Source organism: Carboxylicivirga longa, from assembly GCF_050589825.1.
Taxonomy (GTDB): domain Bacteria; phylum Bacteroidota; class Bacteroidia; order Bacteroidales; family Marinilabiliaceae; genus Carboxylicivirga; species Carboxylicivirga longa.
The window spans coordinates 158,133-176,090 of sequence record NZ_JBNGOZ010000006.1 but is presented as its reverse complement, the minus strand read 5'-3'; the positions used below and the strand labels follow the sequence as shown (position 1 = coordinate 176,090).

The window sequence follows — 17,958 nt, the reverse complement described above, 5'->3', positions numbered from 1 at the left end:
TATATGTTTGTGACGTGGAAAATGTCACAAACGATAACGGAATAAACAAACAAAATAATAGAACTATGAATTACATGAAAAGCTTGCTGGTAGTCTGTTTCACCCTGACAGGCTATACACTGTTTGGTCAGGAACCGGCCGAACGCACGGCTTTTTCCTTAGAGGATGCCTTAGATATGGCTTCGGAAAATAACAGGGAAATTCGCAAGTCTTTAGCTGATGTGGCGGCTGCTAAGGCTGGAAACCAACAAGCCAATGCTGCTTTTTTACCCGCAGTGGAAGTATCAGGTGCCTACAGCAGCTCCAACGACCCGCTGTATGCCTTTGGTTTCAAATTGCAGCAGCAGGGCATCACCATGGCCGACTTTGATCCTGCACTGATCAACGACCCCGGGCAGACTAATCATTTTGCCACACAAGTACTAATTGAACAACCTTTAATTAATGTGGATGCCTGGATGGGCAAAGGGGCGGCCAATAATCAGCTTAAAGCCACCGAACAAAAGACGCAATACACCCGCGAGTATGTGGCTTTTTTGGTGAAACAGACCTACTATGCACTGCAGCTGGCGCAAGGTCGTGTGGCAGTTATGAACAAAGCCTATCAGGCTACCGAGGCCTATCTGTCGATGGCCGAGGATAACCTGGAACAAGGTTATTTGAAAGAGGCAGATGTAATGGCCATCCGGGTACGTCGCCATGAACAGGTAGCCGGGGTGCAAGAAGCAGAGAATAAGGTAAAAAGCGTGAAGGAGACCCTGAATTTTCTGATGGGACGACCCATTGATCTGCCTTTGCAAATAACCGACTCCATCACACAAGTGTCTTTTTCTTTCGACAATGCCACCTCCGTACTAAATCGTGCCGATGTAGTGGCCATGCAGTATGGTCTTGAGGCGCACAAGAAAATGTCGAAGAGCGACCTGATGAAGTTTGCACCGCGCCTTAATGCTTTTGGTATGTACAATATGTATGATGCTGATTTGGGTGGTTTCGACTCCGACAGTTACATGGTAGGCCTGAAGTTGCAATGGCGCCTGTTTAATGGCGGGCGCAACCTGGGTAAATATAAGCAGTCGAAAGCGCATTATAATAAGGCACAGATTGCTTACCAGGATTATGTAGAGAAGGAAAATATGGAACTTTCAAAGGCTATCCGTGATATAGCCGTGGCCGAGAGTCAACTAGTGAGCTACAAGCTGGCCGCACAGGAAGCACATGAGTCCATGCGCATACGCACCAACCGCTATCATCAGGGCATGGAGCGTACTTCTGATTTGCTGATGGCCGAAGCAAAGGCAGAAGAGAGTCAACTGAAGTACATGAACGCCATCTATCACTACAATGTGGCGGTTTTTAAATACCAGATGTTAGCCTCCGAGGCTCTTCGTTAATCAAATTAATCATTCCAAAAACAAAAAAATACGATAACAATGAAATCACTTAATTTAATCATCGTTACTATAATTATAGGCATGGCAATGCAGGCTTGCGGCGCTAAGCAGAGCGATAGCGGACAAGAGGGAACGGCCATTCAGGTAGAGGCTGAAACCCTGGCTTCGTCAACCGTTGCTAAGAAATTTCAGTACACCGGATCGGTAGCTTCCGTTAATCAGTCCACTTTAAGTACCCGTCTCATGGGACAGATTAGTCGTGTACTGGTGCGCGAGGGGGATAAGGTAAGCCGGGGCCAGCTGCTAATAGCCATTCGCAGTAACGACATACAAGCGAAAGAAAAGCAGGTAGAGGCCAATATCATTCAGGCTCAGGCCGCTTACAAGCATGCCAAAGAGGATTTTTCGCGTATCACGGCCTTGTATAAAAGCAAAAGTGCTACGCAAAAGGAGTTGGATGATATAACCGTGCATCTGGCAATGACTAAGGCACAGTTGGAAGCCGCTCAAAAAGCAAAGGATGAGGTCGTGGAGATGCTGTCCTATGCCAATATTCGTGCGCCCTACGATGGGGTAATCACCCAAAAATTTGTTGATAGCGGTGATATGGCCAATCCGGGCATGCCCCTGCTGGCCATTGAAGCGCCCGGTTTATTCGAGGTACGCGCTAAAATACCCGAGTCGGAGATTTATAAGGTGGAGAAAGGCGATACCGTAGAGGTGTTTATCGATGCCTGCAAGCAGGCCATCAAAGGTAGTATCTCTCACATTAGTCCGTCCAGCCGTTTCTCAGGATCGCAGTTCGATGCACGCATTGCCTTGCAACCTGCCGAAGATCAAAAGGATGTAATCCGAAGCGGTGTATTTGCCCATGTGCAGCATTTTAAAGGACAGGAAAGTAAATTGTTAGTTCCCAACGACCGTATTGTAAAACGGGGTCAGTTAATGGGTGTATGGACAGTGAGTCACGCCGGTCAGGCCTTGCTGCGCTGGGTGCGCCTGGGTAAGACTTATGGTGATAAAATAGAGGTGTTATCCGGTCTGAATGAAGGGAATCGATTGATTCTTTCGGCAGAAGGACGCCTTTTCGACGGTGCCAAATTACAGATAAAATAATGACCTAACCTTATAAATGATATTACGATGAAAACAGGATTTGCCGGGACTTTAGCCCGGATGTTTATAAAATCGAAACTGACACCCCTGCTCATGGTCGCCTTTATGATCATTGGGGTCTATAGTTCGTACCTGACACCCCGCGAAGAGGAGCCACAGATTGATGTGCCCATCGCCGATATTTTTGTTGGGTACCCGGGAGCCAGCCCCGAAGAGATTGAATCGAAGGTAGTGACACCCATTGAAAAAATTGTTTCCAACATAAAGGGTGTGGAGTATGTGTACTCTCAGTCCATGTCGGAGCAGGCCATGTTAATCGTGCAGTTTTACGTGGGCGAAGATATTGAGCGAAGCCTGGTTAAGCTGTATAATGAGCTGATTAAGAATATGGATAAGATGCCGGCGGGCGTTACCATGCCGCTGGTTAAAACACGATCCATCGATGATGTGCCCGTAATGGGCTTGACACTTTGGAGTGAGACCTATGATGACTATCAGCTGAAGCGGGTAGCCCAGGAGCTCACGGCTGAAATAGAGAAAATTACAGATGTGTCGGAAACCAAGGTAATAGGGGGTCGTAATCGAGAAATAAAAGTAGCGCTTGATCGTGATAAGATGGCGGCTTTTGCCCTCGATCCCTTGCTGATTACGCAGCAGTTGCAGGCCGCTAACCAGCAGGTATCAGCGGGTAGTTTCAGTAGCAATAACGAGGAGTATGCTGTGCGAACCGGTTCGTTTTTTCAGTCGGCTCCCGAAGTGGAAAATCTGGTGGTGGGCGTCTATCAGCAGTCACCCGTTTACCTGCATCAGGTAGCCGCCGTGCAAGATGGTCCGGCCTTACCCAGCGCTTATGTGGCTTTTGGATACGGACAAGCCAGCGAGCAGCAGCAAGTTAATGCCGGCGAATACCCGGCGGTAACGATTTCCATTGCCAAGCGACGGGGGGCTGATGCCATGCGTTTGGCCGAGCAGATTAATAAGAAAGTGGAGGTGCTGCGCGAAGAGCTTTTGCCTGCCGATATTAATGTGGAGGTAACCCGTAACTATGGCGAGACAGCCTCGGATAAGGTAGGAGAGTTACTGATGCACCTACTGGGTGCCATTGTGGCTGTTACCTTTGTGGTGATGCTGGCCATGGGATGGCGCGGTGGTCTGGTGGTTTTTATCTCTGTGCCCATCACCTTTGCCCTTACCATGTTTAGCTATTATTTCCTGGATTATACCCTGAACCGTATTACCCTATTTGCCCTGGTATTTGTAACGGGTATTGTGGTGGACGATTCGATTATTATTGCGGAAAATATGCACCGCCACTTTAAAATGAAGCAATTGCCTTTCTGGCAGGCGGCGCTGCGTTCCATCGATGAGGTGGGTAATCCAACCATACTGGCTACCTTTACAGTGATTGCCGCTGTGATACCCATGGTATTTGTGTCGGGTATGATGGGACCTTACATGAGTCCGATGCCCATTGGTGCCTCCATTGCCATGATCTTCTCCTTACTGGTGGCCCTGATGATCACTCCGTGGCTGGCTTATCGACTGCTGAAGCACGATGATGGTGACGATGATAAAAAGGACTATTCACTTGAGAAGACGCTGATCTACCGCTTGTATGATAAAACCATGCGCCCCATGATTGAGAGCCCGATGAAACGCTGGGTGTTCATCGGAGGGGTTACGGTGCTTCTGTTTGCCTCCGCCAGTCTGTTTTTATTTAAGGTCGTTACCGTTAAGATTCTGCCATTCGATAATAAGAATGAGTTTCAGGTGGTGATTGATATGCCAGAGGGTACTACCCTTGAGCAAACTGCCAATGTAACTAAGGAGTTAGCCGCTTACCTTCGTCAACACGACCTGGTAACTAACTATCAGACCTATGTAGGTACTTCGGCGCCCATTAATTTCAATGGTTTAGTGCGTCACTACGACCTGCGTCGTGGTTCCAATGTTGCTGATATTCAGGTGAACCTGGTATCAAAGAAAGAACGTGACTTGCAGTCGCATGACATTGCCAAGGCTTTGCGGTCAGGATTGCAGGATATCGGGCGTAAGTTTAATGCCAATGTAAAAGTAGTGGAGGTACCCCCGGGACCCCCGGTGATGTCAACCCTGGTAGCTGAGATTTACGGTCCCGATTACGCAGCACAGCGTGAGGTGGCGCAGCAGGTGAAACGATTGTTTGCCGATACCGAGAGTGTGGTGGATATAGACTGGATGATGGAAGATGAGCAGCTTGAATACACTTTTGATGTGGATAAGGAAAAAGCCATGTTGAGTGGTATTGCTCCTCAGCAGATTATACAGGCCATGAATATGGCTTTACGGGGAGCCCGCGTATCGGCGCTCTATGCCGAAAACGACCATCAGCAAGTGGGTATTACCTTACGCCTGGACGAGGCTGATCGAACCAGCCTCGATGATCTGAAGAAGGTAAGTCTTAGGTCGCAGCAGGGCGATATGGTGGTGATCGGTGATCTGGTAAATATCCGTGAGGCTCCTAAGGCAAAAAGTATCTATCGTAAAAATCAAAAGCAGGTAGTGTATGTAACGGCCGATGTGGCCGGTGAGCTGGAGAGTCCAGTTTATGCCATCCTGGATATGAGTAAGCGCATGGATGAGATTAAGTTGCCCGAAGGATACAGCATAGAGGAGTTTTATAATGGTCAGCCTTTTGTAGAAAATAACTTCGGCCTGAAATGGGATGGCGAATGGCAGATTACCTATGAGGTATTTCGCGATTTGGGTACCGCTTTTGCCGTGGTGCTGGTCATTATTTATATGCTGATAGTGGGTTGGTTTCAGAACCTGAAAGTTCCTTTTGTAATGATGGTGGCCATACCCCTGTCGCTGGTGGGTATCGTGTTGGGACACCTGATGCTCGATGCTTTCTTTACTGCCACATCAATGATTGGAATGATTGCGCTGGCCGGTATTATGGTGCGTAACTCCATTCTGCTTATCGATTTTGTGAATATCCGCCTTAATGAAGGTGTGGCATTGCGTGAAGCCGTGATCGAAGCCGGTGCTGTGCGAACAACCCCCATCTTACTTACAGCCGGAACCGTGGTAATTGGTGCCGTAGTGATCTTGTTTGATCCTATCTTTCAGGGACTGGCCATCTCGTTGATGGGCGGAACTATTGCCTCCACCGTATTAACACTGTTGATTGTGCCGCTTATTTATTTTATGACTGAGCGGAAAAAATACGAGGGTGATGCAATGAAGACGCTTACCGAAGGTAGCAAAGAAGAAGGCTCATCAGATGAGCTGAATTAAAATTAAGTTTAACCGGCGCGGGCACTGTGCCAATTACACACATCGATAATCAGCAGTGCCCCTGCGCTTAATCCTGTTGAATATGAAATTATTGATAGCCATTGCTGTTGTTGAATACCGAGAGCGCCTGCAGGAGTTCTTTAGTGAACATCAGGTGCCTTCGTACAACGAGATAGAAATGAAAGGAATGCGTAAACTGGAGCGGCAGCACCGACTCGGAAACTGGTTTGGGCAAGTCTCAAAGGGGACGGATAATATTGCCTTTATCGCTTTTGTGGACAATGAACAAGCCGACAGTTTGCTGGAAAATTTGTTGAAATGTAAAGCAGAGATGCCGCAATGTAATATTAATGCCTATGTTATTGATGTTGAACAAGGAGTATAAAGTATTAGGGTAAGTAGCTTAAAATACAGTTATTGAAAGCTGTTATTTATCTGATAAAAAAATAGTAACGCGCTAAAGCTGATGAACACAGTTGAAGCACAAAAACATGAAATATGCAAGAAAGAATTGTGAGAGCAATAGCTGGTACCTTGGTGCTAATAAGCATTTTATTGGGTGCCTTTGTAAATATAAACTGGCTTTTCTTAGCCGGATTTGTCGCCCTTAATCTCATTCAGTCATCCATTACACGATGGTGCCTGATGAATGATATCTTAACCAAGTTGGGCGTGCCTAAATAGGCTATAAGGTATTAACCAGCCCGAAAGATGATGATGATTGCCTTTATTTTTTGTTTGTGAATGACAAAGGCCCCGGCTATGCGAAGTGCACCGGGGCCTTTGGTAATTTATGTAACATTTAATCTTACTCTTCCAGTTTGAAGTAGTTGATGAGATTTTTTAACAGCTTCGACTGTGAATCCAGTTCTTCGGCATTGGCTGCGCTTAATTTTTTATAGCGACTTGTAAAATTAAGTACACCCTTACTTCGCATTATTTTTACCTATTCACCCAGCGTTCTAATATCTTCTGCTAAGAGGACATGTTGTATTCGTTTTTTATAAATAAATAAAATTAAAGTAGGTAAGGTATTGAGCTATGTGTGTCAAAAAACATGTTTTCTTCTTATAGGCTAAGCCGTAATAGTTACTGTTAACTGCTTATCTTTGTTAAAAACTCACACCATGGATATACACTACTTGGAAATTATTTCAGCCTTTATCGTATTATTTGCAGTGATTGACATATTGGGTTCTCTGCCCATTATTCTTGATTTGCAGAAGAAAAGCGGGCCCATTAAAGCATTTCAGGCTACCTCGGTAGCCTTTACCATTATGATTGTTTTCCTGTTTGTGGGGGAGGCACTCTTGGGTTTGTTTGGTGTTGATATCTCGTCTTTTGCCATTGCCGGCTCCTTTGTACTACTTATCATGGCTTTTGAAATGATTTTGGGCGTGGAGATATTCAAACACGATTCACCATCCGGCGCCTCCATTGTACCCATTGCTTTTCCTTTGATTGCCGGTGCCGGCTCTTTCACTACTTTGCTGTCGTTGCGGGCCGAGTTTGCCACTATTAATATCATTATTGCTTTGTTCCTGAATATTGTGGTGGTTTTTGGCGTGTTAAAGGCCACAAAGGTTGTGGAACGAGTGATTGGTCAGGGCGGTATTTATGTGTTGAAAAAGTTTTTTGGAATTATTTTGTTGGCGATGGCCATTAAGTTATTTATGACCAACTTTGGAAATATTGTGATGGACTTTATTGAGAACATAAACATTTAGCAATATGTCAATTTTCATTTCTTCTACTTTTGATGCCGGTAATATTGAGCTAATCAGTGCCGATAATCCCAACGATATTCAATTAAAAATTCGAAAAGATACGCATTCCGATTTTTTGCAGTGGTTCTATTTTCGTGTTCAAGGTGCTAAGGATAAGGATTGTACTTTTAAACTGATAAATGCCGGAGAGGCTGCCTATCCCGAGGGTTGGGATAATTATCAGGCACGCGTGTCCTACGATCGTGAAACCTGGTTTCAGGCCCCCACCCGTTTCGATGGTCATACCTTGTATATTGAGTTTACGCCGGAGTGCGATACGGTTTACATCGCCTATTTTGCCCCGTTCTCGTATGAGCAGCATCTCGACCTGATAAATGATGCCCAGCAATATGCCAACTGCCGGCTATCCTGTATTGGCCAAACGATACAGGGGCGACCCATTGATCTATTGCGCATTGGCGATGATGATCCTGCGAAGAAGAAGCTTTGGGTAATTGCTCGTCAGCACCCGGGCGAGGCCATGGCCGAATGGTTTATGCTGGGGCTTATCGATCGTTTGCTGGATGAGGAAGATGCCGTCACTCAACGATTACTGCAGAAAGCCAATTTTTATCTGGTGCCCAATATGAATGTGGATGGTAGTATATTGGGTAACCTGCGGGTGAATGCCAAGGGTGTTAATCTGAATCGTGAGTGGGCGACGCCAAGTGTGGAGAAAAGTCCGGAGGTATACTACGTGAAGGAGAAGATGCTGGCCACCGGAGTGGACTTTGTGCTGGATGTGCACGGCGACGAAGGATTACCCTATAATTTTATCTCAGGTATAGAGGGCATTCCGTCTTTTGATGCCCGGCTGCAAAAGCTGAGTGATGACTTTATCAGCAATTGGATGGCCATTAATCCGGATATGCAGAAGGAATATGGTTATCCAAAGAATGAGCCGGGGCAGGCCAATCTGATGGTTGGCTCCAAGAATCTGGGAGAGACTTTCGGCTGTTTATCCCAAACATTGGAAATGCCCTTCAAGCAAAATGATGATCTGCCCGATGAGCTGCTGGGTTGGTCACCGCAGCGATCCATTAAATTGGGCGAGTCCCTGGTACCTGTGTTGTTGCGTATGGTCGATGATTTTTAGTAATTACTTTTATACTACCTTAAAGCCCATGCTCGCATAGAACATGGGCTTTAAGGTGATTTAATTTATATGCACAACAGCAGATAAGGTCATTATTGGCTATCGGTGCAGCATGTTGACTTTCGTCTTAGGCCGTTTATGTGTTATTCGCCCAGCATCATGCGTATAATTTCCTTGTCTGTTTCGCGCATACCCACACTTCCCAAGCGTCCTATGTTTTTAATAGTGTTTTCAACACCTTTTACTACCAGACCATCTCCACCATAGAATTGCTGGCCATTTTTGTACATGTGGTAGCCCAAAATACCGGCTTCCACGGCCGATGCTATTTTACCGGCACACGAAGGTTTAGCACCATCACACACAATGCCCGACACAATGGCCAATGCATTAACAATGGTATGAGCCACTTCTTTGTAGCGACCACCATACAAATAGGTGATACCAGCACCCGCACCTACACCGGCCGATACAGCGCCACAGAAGGCTGACAAGCGTCCGATACTCGTTTTCTGATGTATGGTTACCAGGTTGGCCACCAGCAGGGCACGTAGCAATGTATCCTCATCTTTGTTGAGCGCTTTGGCATATTCAATAACAGGCACCGAGGCAGCCAGTCCTTGATTACCACTGCCCGATACAATCATTACAGGCAGCTCACATCCACTCATCCGGGCATCGGAGCCTGCTGCTGCCATGGCTTTTGCACGTATTTTAATATCCTTATCACCCCAGGTTTGGAGCAGAACAGAACCCACATTAGCACCCCAGTTACCTTTAATGCCTTCTTGGGCAATGGCCATGTTGTGTTCTTTTTGAAGAAGAAGTACGTCCTTCACATCATTAACGTCAACGGCATCGGCAAAGGCCACGATATCTTCCACACTCATTATGGAACGATCCGTCTTGTGCTTGGTGTTTAAATCATCACAATGGTGGTTATATAGTGTGGTTTCACCATCTTTAGTAATGCGCACAATATTGGTGTGATAATGCGATATTTGCACTGCCGCACACGATTCGCCGGCATAAACGTTTACAACCAGGTCGAAGATAATATCGTTTTTGGAAGCAGTTACCCTTACTTCTTTCTGCTGAAGAAAATCAGCCATGTTTTGGCGTTGTTCATCAGTAACGGTAGCAATTACCTGCAGCACTTTATCGGCATCTCCGGCAATGATTCCTGCCACCACAGCTGCCTCTATGCCTTTAAGATTTCCGGTGTTGGGCACCACCACGCTCTTCACATTCTTAATAATGTTATCGCTGGCTTCCACGACCACACGGTCCGGCACACAGCCCAATATTTTACGTGCCATGGCACCCGCATAAGCAATGGCAATGGGCTCGGTGCATCCCATTGCAGGCATTAGCTCTTCGTGTAAAATGCTAACGTAATCGGTATATCTTTTGTCCGTTTTTTTCATGTGATTATATTTTCTTTCAATGGCCACATGGAACTTGCCAGAAAACAACATCCATTTGCGTGAATATAGATATTAGTGGCTCATTTCATCATTTCCATCGCCTTGAATTAGCACTGCTAAAATAGTTGTTGCGATAGGTGTATAAAATGATTAAACGCACGCATGAAGGAAATCATAATTATAATCAGCATTACAGCTTTATGCGGTTCAAATTAAGCCCCTCGGACTGTATGCCTCGGGCATATTTAACGCCGGGATACCCCAATACCATTACATAACCAATGGCATGCTCTGCAGGGATGCCCAATTGATTTTTTAGTTCAGGTGCAATATCGGTCATTATCATTTTTACAAAGCCATTCCACAATGTACCAATACCCATGGCGTTGGCCTGTAATTCAAGGTAGCTGAGGGCTATTACACTATCAGATTGTCCATTACTATTGCTTTCTGGTGCCGATGCAAAAATGATATGCGGTGCATCGCGGAAGATTACATCAATACCCTTATCGTGCCAAATGGCCTGAAAACGGTTAAATATGGCCTGATCCGGCTTTATTGAGCCCGCATCACTTGCCTTTTTCAAGGCGCTGTATATCAGTTCACGTACTTTATTTCGTTCTTCCTGTGTGTAGGTTACAGACAGCAATACCTCATTTTTATTATGACCGGTAGGCGCATAAGCAGCGGCTTCCAGTAATTGTTCTATACAAGTAGAGTCAAGCGTCTCCTTTTTAAATTTTCTTATCGATCGTCGTGTTTTTATTAGCCGGGACAGCTCTTCTGCATCAGGCATAGGGTCGGATGTTTTGACACTGTTCTTGGCTTCTTTGCCGAAAATAGACAAGGCGCCGCTAGGACATACGGCTAAGCAGTGTTGACAGCGGATACAGTTCTTTTCCTTTCCCACCTTGATTTCAGGAATACCTTTTTTGCCATCGATAATCAACATGGGGCATTCCTTAGCGCACAGACCACACTGTGTGCAGCTTGCTTCATTAATTTTAAAGTTGAGCATGTATTAAATCATTTTTGTTCCGGGCTGCGAAAGTAATGATTTTAGCTCACAGATTACTCATCCCACAGGTTTTCGAGTGTATAGGGCCCCTCAGGTACTACCCAGAATTTGCCGTCAACATAGCGACGGTTTTTGTCAATCATCTTCAATACTTCCATGTCGGCCGGTTTAAGCTTTACTTGCAGAGCGTCCAGGTTTTGCTGTAGGCGTGCGGTATTCACCGATTTGGGAATAACAGAGATGCCCCGGTGCAGGTTCCAGGCAAGTATGACCTGCGCAGGCGTTGCATTCACTTTATCCGCTAACTTGGCAATGATGGGATCTTCAAGTAATACGGGTTCATCAGCTGCCTTGAAGCTTTTCGGGCGATCGGCAGAACCCAGAGGTGAGTAGGCCATTACCTGAATATTGTTGTTGTGGCAATAGTTAACCAGTTCATCCTGCTGAAAATAGGGGTGCACCTCTACCTGATTGAGGCTAGGTTTAATGCGTGCGACGGTCATCAGGTCTTTAAGCTTTTTTACACTGAAGTTACTTACACCTATGGTTTTTGTCAGACCTTGCTCCACTGCTTGCTCCATGCCTTCCCAAGTGTTGGCGATGGGCTGTTCCTGCAGCGATAAAAAATGCGAGGCACGCGTGGCGGCTACAAACATTTTCTTCTGAGCTATGGGCCAGTGTATAAGATATAAGTCCAGATACTCGAGCTGCAGGTCATTAAGAGTTTTCTGCAGGGCGGGTACCACATTCTCGTTACCATGCATATTATTCCACAGTTTGGAAGTAATCCAAAGCTCATCGCGTTTAACCAAGCCTGCTTTGATGCATTCGTTGATGGCTTTGCCAACTTCTTTTTCATTGCCGTAGATGGCAGCACAATCAATGTGGCGGTAACCGATTTCTATAGCTGCTTTAACAGCCTCATAGACTTCGCCCGGAGTACTTTTCCAGGTGCCAAGTCCTAATATTGGTAGTGCGTAGCCATTCAGGTTAAGTGTTTGCATGGTTCAAAGGTTTATGTGTTTAAAATAGTATTTCAAAATACAAAAAAATAATACAATCGACTTAATAATCTTCAAATCTCAATGCCTAAACAAAAGTATTTGCCTTAATGTTTAGATAATAAAATAGAGCCTATGAAGCTGCTGGATAAGATATTAGTACCGATACAGGTCAGTGAACCTGCCAATAATCAGTTGACCCTGGCAATGGAGTTGGCCAAAAAATTCGGATCCCGTTTATTGCTGTTGCATGTATTGCCTACTGAAGCCCGTTCGCAGAAGGTGAAAGAGATATTAAGTCGCTATGTTGATAAAGATTTTGAAAAGGTGATTACCGAAGTTAAGGAGCAGCACCTGGAAGCTGAAAAGCACATTGCCTACGGTAATATTTTTGAGCAAATCATATCAGCGGCTGAAAGGGAAAGTGCAAACCTGATATTGATTCCCAATAATTTTCATATTGTTGAAAACCATCAAACCATAGATTACCTGGCAGAAAAATTGATTCGTAAATCGGAAAAGCCCGTATGGGTTGTTCAAGAAGCAACGCAGGGTACACCCAAAACGATTTTGTGTCCTGTTGATTATTCCGAAGCCTCGCGTCGAGCCTTAATCAATGCCATTAAAATTGCCCGTATTTTTCAGTCTAAACTATATGTTGTGAATGTGTTTGAGCCATTGGATGAACTTTACTCAATACGATATTCGGTAGATTATGAAGAGGAGAATAAGGAATTGGAGCGGGAGAATAGTGATAGTTTTGCAGCCTTTTTGGAGACTTTTAGTTTTGTTGATGTTGAATATGAGTGCTTGATCCTACGCGGTAAACCGCATCAGAAAATTATTGATTTTGCGACTGAAAAAAAGGTTGATGTGCTGTTTATGGGAGCCACCGGAAAAACTTTTTTTCAGCGTTTATTGTTGGGTAGTGTCACCGAGTTGGTTATTCGTGATTTGCCCTGTTCAGTAGTTGTTACCAAGTCGGAAAATATTCTGAATCTTAAGATGGAGAAAGATATTTCGGATATTGAGCGGCTGCTGGCTAATGCCAAAAAGCTTGAAGCTGCTGGCTTTTACGATGACAGTATTGAACAATTGAAAACCTGCCTAACAGTTAATGATTTGCACCTTCCAGCGATTTACTCGCTGGTGCAGCTATACCGTAAAACCGGCAATGAGGAAATGGCTGTTACTTATCAGCAAAAAGCCGATGAGATAGTGAAGCGATTGTGGGATAAAAATGTTGAATTAGAGATTCGCAAAGGATTAAAGTTAGATTAGCTACCATTGATAGCTTAACGTTACCATAGGATAATCATAAGAATCGCATACAATTTATGCTGCTTAAGATAAATGCCGGAGATTAAATGGCTAATCTCCGGCATTTTATTGAAAAAACGTCCGATCAATAATTGACATAAAGATAGTTCATGCTAACGTTTTAGTATCAGCTTTTGGAAAATCTGTTTGTCTGCTGTACGCACTTTTATAATGTACATACCTGCTGCAATATGCCCCACGTGAAGTTCTGTTGTTGCGGCAGCATCTGCCTGAATCTGTTTGCTATATTCGAGTTGCCCCTTTAGGTTAAATATTTCAATAGTGAGCTGTTCATGCCCCGAGGACTTCATGTTATTTACGAACAGTTGTTTAGCAAAGGGGTTAGGATAAATACTTATGTGGTTTTCTAATTGATCGTGGATGGCAGTGGGGCCCAGTACCTGTATTTCAAAGGGCAGTTGCAGTGTATGGTCATCGAGGCTTACGCTTAGAGTCAATCGTGAAACCCCCACATCTTTATAGCTCAGCAGAAGTTGCCCATTGCTCAGCGTGGCATCGGCCACCGTGGGCATGGATGCCTGGCCAAGGTTGAATTGCAATGTGGCATTGGCTGGCGATGTTACAAAATATTCCCGGAGAGCAACAGTGCTGTCTTTGGGGAAATTGGTGGTTTGAATAGGTGTTAACGACCTGCGAAGTGCCAAATTACCATCTATAATTTTTAGCTCGAGAGATTGCTGGTGCTTTAATTGATCAAAGCCATTATCGTTGCATTCAATGTCTAGATTTATGCTTGCTGCTTCATAGTCTGTCAGCGATTGGATGCTGATGAGCGAATCCTTGCGTATGGTAAAATAATCGCGGGCAGGCATGTTCAAAAGCGAATAGCTATGCACATCGTCCGCATCTTTATCGCTGGCACTTAGCAAACCTAGGCATTGTCCGGGCGCAATAGATCTGAGCGTGCTGTCGCAACTAAGTTGTATGGCTGTGGGTGCATAGTTCTGAAATTCATAGGCTCCAATGTCAATGCCTCCGTGGCGTATGCGCTCACCTCCCTGCAAATCGGTGTCAGGGAAAGTGTACTGAGCAATGTCGGAGGTGCCGGCATCCTTGGCTACTGATGTAGTACCAATTCGATATGGCATTGCAGACTCCTTTATCAGCTGAGGATTGTCAATGCGGCAATCGTGCAGTGAACCGTTAAAGCTCAAGTCTTTATATACCCTAATGTGTGACTCTCCGCCTTTGATGATGCAGTTGCTAAACATCGGCTCACAATCTTCGTAGGTATATATTTCACTGCCGCCCGAAAAAGCTACATTATCCCACAAAACTGTGTTATACACCCGGGTATTGCTTTCGTTCTTAAAGCGCAGTCCGGCTCCGTAATTCGACAGGTTCATGGTGAGTGTGTTATTGATCAGCTGACCGCCGCTATTGTCGCGTAAGTAAATGGCGCCGGCAAAAGGTGCATAATTGTTATAGAAGAGGCAACCCTCGATAAGGGGATTGGAAGCTGAGCAGTATATGGCACCCGCCGAACCCCCATAAGTGATGCTATGGTTGGTATGAAAAATGGTGTTATGGATGCTGAGTCCTGCATCGTCCAAATAGAGGGCGCCTCCCTTATCGGCTTTATTGTTGGTAAAGGAGCATTGTTTGATGAGTGCTGAGGTATTGGTTGCGTATATGGCGCCTCCTTTATCGCCCGTATTGTTGCTAAAGTAACAGTTGTGAAACACCACATCACGGTAATTATTAATGAGTACGGCTCCACCTTCACTTGTTGTGTGACCTGCACTTACAAAATAGCAATGCTCAAAGTGGCAGCTTTGTGTTGTGTTGCTCAATAAACGCAGGCCACTCCAGTTGATTTGTCCCGCGGGGGCAAAGTAAATGGGTTCCGATTCTGTGCCCTGAGCTTCCAATGCCCCGTACACGGTTAATGATGCGTTGTTTGCAAAAAGTATTTCAACACCGGCTTCGATAACCAGGGACCTGCCGGTTTCTACTGTAATGTTTCGATTGAAATAATAGGGCGATTGTGCCTTTGACAGTAGGCCTTCAAGAGTAGTCTCCTTGGGCACTGTGGCCACCAGATAATGTACAGGCAAGGAATATTTTTTCAGATTTGTTTCTATAAATAGGGTGTCGCGGTATTGACCAGATGCTGTGTTGTGGATGATGAAGTCAAACGACCAGGATTCATTTTCCTCAATCACCTTGTTGGCCGGCACATCAAAGCCAATGGTGGTATTGTTGGCCGTAATGGTGTTTACCTGTGTGCTGCCCAGACCCGTATTTAATAAGCTTACTTTATGATTATAAGGCAGTTGATCAATATTTAGGGGCGATAATTCAATTTTTTTGGCAAGCTGCAAGTGAGGCCGGCTGTACTTAATCCATTTGATAAAGGGCTTGTGCCCATCGGCTGTGATTACGATCTGTAGCGAGTCGGCTGTGATGCCTTCCAGGTTAGGCGACAGGGTATTGCCACTAATGGCCTGCGAAAAGATGAGTTTATCATCGGGTTGGGATATGCTGCAGTAGCCATCGGTATTCTCGGGCAGTTGTATGTTGAAGAGGCTTGTTGAGGCGTTAAACCAATCGTCGCACTGCACTTCCAGGGGCGTTGGTTTTGATAAGGGTAATAACATGGCAGGATCGCCCAGTAGGTGAAAGAGCTCAAAAATATGCTGATGGGTATCGGCATTGCCCGACCACTGAGTGAGTGATTGCAATTTGCCATAGTTCAAAATGTGACCCAGTGACAGCATCTGTGGGTTGTCATCGTCGTACCCCGGGTTATTGGGACCATAATCTGATACGATGCCGGGAGTGTTCCATGAGGCATTGACCATGCCAATGAACATGGCATCGTTATAGCCGCTAAAACTGGTGTTGGACGCGCAGAATACTGCTATGGCACCGCCACGGTCGTGAAAAAGCATTTTCTCTCCAAAACTTTTTGGGATATTAAATTTTCCTGAATGGCAATTGATGCTGTATAAAAATGTGGGCGTTTCGGTATTGTTTAAATCATCGATGTGCTCGGTGGTAAAATTAGGGTGTGACCAACCTAGTCCTGATGTGAGGCCGTGATCGCGGTGAAAACTAAAGAAACAGCCCTCGTTGATGGCAGCGATTATTTGATTGGCATTGCCATCCCACTGAAACCCATTGGCAGGTAGCAGCTCATCGGGCAGGGCTTCACCTGATGAATATTTGCCGTCGTTGTAGTATTGAGGTTTCACCCCTTCTTCGGCAAAATACACGCGCTGGTAATTGTAGCCTTTCGATTTTAAATAGTCGCCCACCTCTTCGCTGGTTTGCGTAAACCGGCGGTCGGCATATCCATCCTCATCTTCATCCTGAAACTGAGCGCAGCCTAATACATTTTTATAGTAGTTGTCGCTGGTCGGTGGGTGTTGCTCATAATTTATGATTTTATCCACCAGGCGGAGGGCTTCCTTGGGCGAGGCAGCCGGTAATCGGCCGTAGGCCATGTCGGGAAGATAGTCGTCGGCTCCATCCAGGCAAGCGTAATAAAGGTCGGTGACGTAAAGCTTCATTTCGCCATCGTCCTCCCGGTATTTCGATTCGGCGGGCATTTGTTCATGGTCACCAAGTAACAAGAGGTAATCAGGTGCTTTCCCGTTAGTAATATCATAATCTTTTATGGCTGCTTTAATGCTTTCCGGTGTCCAGCTGGCTGCTGTCGTAACGGTGCTGGTGTACCCGCATTTACTGCGCCAGTTAGCCAGCTTTTGAGCTGCCGCCTCAAAGGTCAGAGGGCTTAACACTAGGTAATCAGAACCAGGGCCACTGCCACCAAGCTTTTTTTTTAAGCTATTGGCTTCTAGTTTAAAATGCAGCGATTGAGCAACGAGTATCTGCCTGGTAACCGGGTTGAAACGGATGGGATGTATCTGTATAATGGCCAGATGTTGGTCGCGAAATTTCTGTACGTCGATTACCTCAACCCATTTCTCGGGGTAGAAAGTATTTTTTTGGTATTGTTCATCCAGGGTTAAGTCGCTTATGTTGTTGAATAGATCCACATCGGGCGGCGTGTTGGGGGCAATGTTAAAGTCCTCCATCATTAGGGTATCGATATGAGTAATGGAGATACCCGGTAGTTCATTGTTATCTGTTTTTATTATCATATTTTTGGCCGGAAGGGCAGGTAAGCCGGTATTACCAAAGGGAGATAAGCCATCGATATAAAGTTGATGAAACTGTTCGCCTGCTGCCTTTACAGGATAGGCCAGAGCACCAAAAAAGCGCAGTTGATATTCATTCTTGTCAGGGAGTGCCTTGCTGATCGTGTAATTGAATTTGTCATTTGCAGTGGCCGCCTTAAGTTTTTGGCCATGCTCAAAGGCAATATATTGCCTTGGGTGTTGTGCAATACTTAATTGTAATGTACACAGTAGGGCTGATATTGTTAGGCTTAACCTGTTTAATCGTCTTCTCATAATATGCATCTTTCATTTTAGTACTAATAACGGAACGGTTAAGGCAATTTCAAAGGGTATTGAGAAATGCCGTCGAAGCTTTGTATAGTAAGCTTCAAC

Annotated in this window: 13 protein-coding genes; 8 read left to right on the top strand and 5 right to left on the bottom strand. The window is 45.3% G+C overall.

What is annotated here, in order from left to right:
• Positions 1-65 precede the first annotated feature (65 nt).
• From ACRD7A_RS07310 to ACRD7A_RS07290, 5 genes are all read left to right on the top strand, one after another.
• Positions 66-1,394: a TolC family protein gene (locus ACRD7A_RS07310; protein WP_430810479.1), complete on the top strand. Its 1,329-nt coding sequence runs from the start codon at positions 66-68 to the stop codon at positions 1,392-1,394.
• A gap of 39 nt (positions 1,395-1,433) precedes the next feature.
• Positions 1,434-2,510, top strand: a complete 1,077-nt coding sequence (locus ACRD7A_RS07305) for an efflux RND transporter periplasmic adaptor subunit (protein ID WP_430810478.1) — start codon at positions 1,434-1,436, stop codon at positions 2,508-2,510.
• A 27-nt stretch (positions 2,511-2,537) separates the two neighbouring features.
• Positions 2,538-5,789, top strand: coding sequence for an efflux RND transporter permease subunit (locus tag ACRD7A_RS07300; protein ID WP_430810477.1), 3,252 nt, complete (start codon positions 2,538-2,540; stop codon positions 5,787-5,789).
• Positions 5,790-5,871: 82 nt separating this feature from the next.
• A complete protein-coding gene (locus tag ACRD7A_RS07295) occupies positions 5,872-6,174 on the top strand; it encodes a hypothetical protein (protein WP_430810476.1) in 303 nt (100 codons plus the stop codon).
• Positions 6,175-6,287: 113 nt separating this feature from the next.
• On the top strand, positions 6,288-6,473 hold the full coding sequence (locus ACRD7A_RS07290) for a YgaP family membrane protein (RefSeq protein WP_430810475.1): 186 nt from the start codon (positions 6,288-6,290) through the stop codon (positions 6,471-6,473).
• Between the two features lie 124 nt (positions 6,474-6,597).
• Here ACRD7A_RS07290 and ACRD7A_RS07285 read toward each other — a convergent pair whose 3' ends face one another.
• On the bottom strand, positions 6,598-6,726 hold the full coding sequence (locus ACRD7A_RS07285; RefSeq protein WP_430810474.1) for a hypothetical protein: 129 nt from the start codon (positions 6,724-6,726) through the stop codon (positions 6,598-6,600).
• 190 nt (positions 6,727-6,916) lie between these two features.
• Here ACRD7A_RS07285 and ACRD7A_RS07280 point away from each other — a divergent pair, with 190 nt between their 5' ends.
• A complete protein-coding gene (locus tag ACRD7A_RS07280; protein WP_430810473.1) occupies positions 6,917-7,516 on the top strand; it encodes a MarC family protein in 600 nt (199 codons plus the stop codon).
• Between the two features lie 4 nt (positions 7,517-7,520).
• Entirely contained in the window at positions 7,521-8,651 is a 1,131-nt protein-coding gene (locus tag ACRD7A_RS07275; protein ID WP_430810472.1) for a M14 family metallopeptidase, read from the top strand.
• Positions 8,652-8,794: 143 nt separating this feature from the next.
• Here the strand turns inward: ACRD7A_RS07275 and ACRD7A_RS07270 are convergent, their stop codons facing one another.
• The 3 genes from ACRD7A_RS07270 to ACRD7A_RS07260 form a co-directional block, all read right to left on the bottom strand.
• Positions 8,795-10,078, bottom strand: a complete 1,284-nt coding sequence (locus tag ACRD7A_RS07270; protein WP_430810471.1) for an L-cysteine desulfidase family protein — start codon at positions 10,076-10,078, stop codon at positions 8,795-8,797.
• A 190-nt stretch (positions 10,079-10,268) separates the two neighbouring features.
• Positions 10,269-11,096 (bottom strand): nitroreductase family protein, encoded by an 828-nt coding sequence (locus tag ACRD7A_RS07265; RefSeq protein WP_430810470.1) that lies wholly within the window; start codon positions 11,094-11,096, stop codon positions 10,269-10,271.
• Between the two features lie 53 nt (positions 11,097-11,149).
• Positions 11,150-12,100, bottom strand: a complete 951-nt coding sequence (locus ACRD7A_RS07260; protein ID WP_430810469.1) for an aldo/keto reductase — start codon at positions 12,098-12,100, stop codon at positions 11,150-11,152.
• 132 nt (positions 12,101-12,232) lie between these two features.
• Here ACRD7A_RS07260 and ACRD7A_RS07255 point away from each other — a divergent pair, with 132 nt between their 5' ends.
• Positions 12,233-13,378, top strand: a complete 1,146-nt coding sequence (locus ACRD7A_RS07255; protein WP_430810468.1) for a universal stress protein — start codon at positions 12,233-12,235, stop codon at positions 13,376-13,378.
• A 152-nt stretch (positions 13,379-13,530) separates the two neighbouring features.
• On the opposite strand, the gene ACRD7A_RS07250 is transcribed toward ACRD7A_RS07255, so the two are convergent.
• The gene (locus tag ACRD7A_RS07250) at positions 13,531-17,859 is read right to left on the bottom strand and encodes a C25 family cysteine peptidase (RefSeq protein WP_430810467.1); all 4,329 of its coding nucleotides are present in this window, start codon (positions 17,857-17,859) and stop codon (positions 13,531-13,533) included.
• Positions 17,860-17,958: the final 99 nt, after the last annotated feature.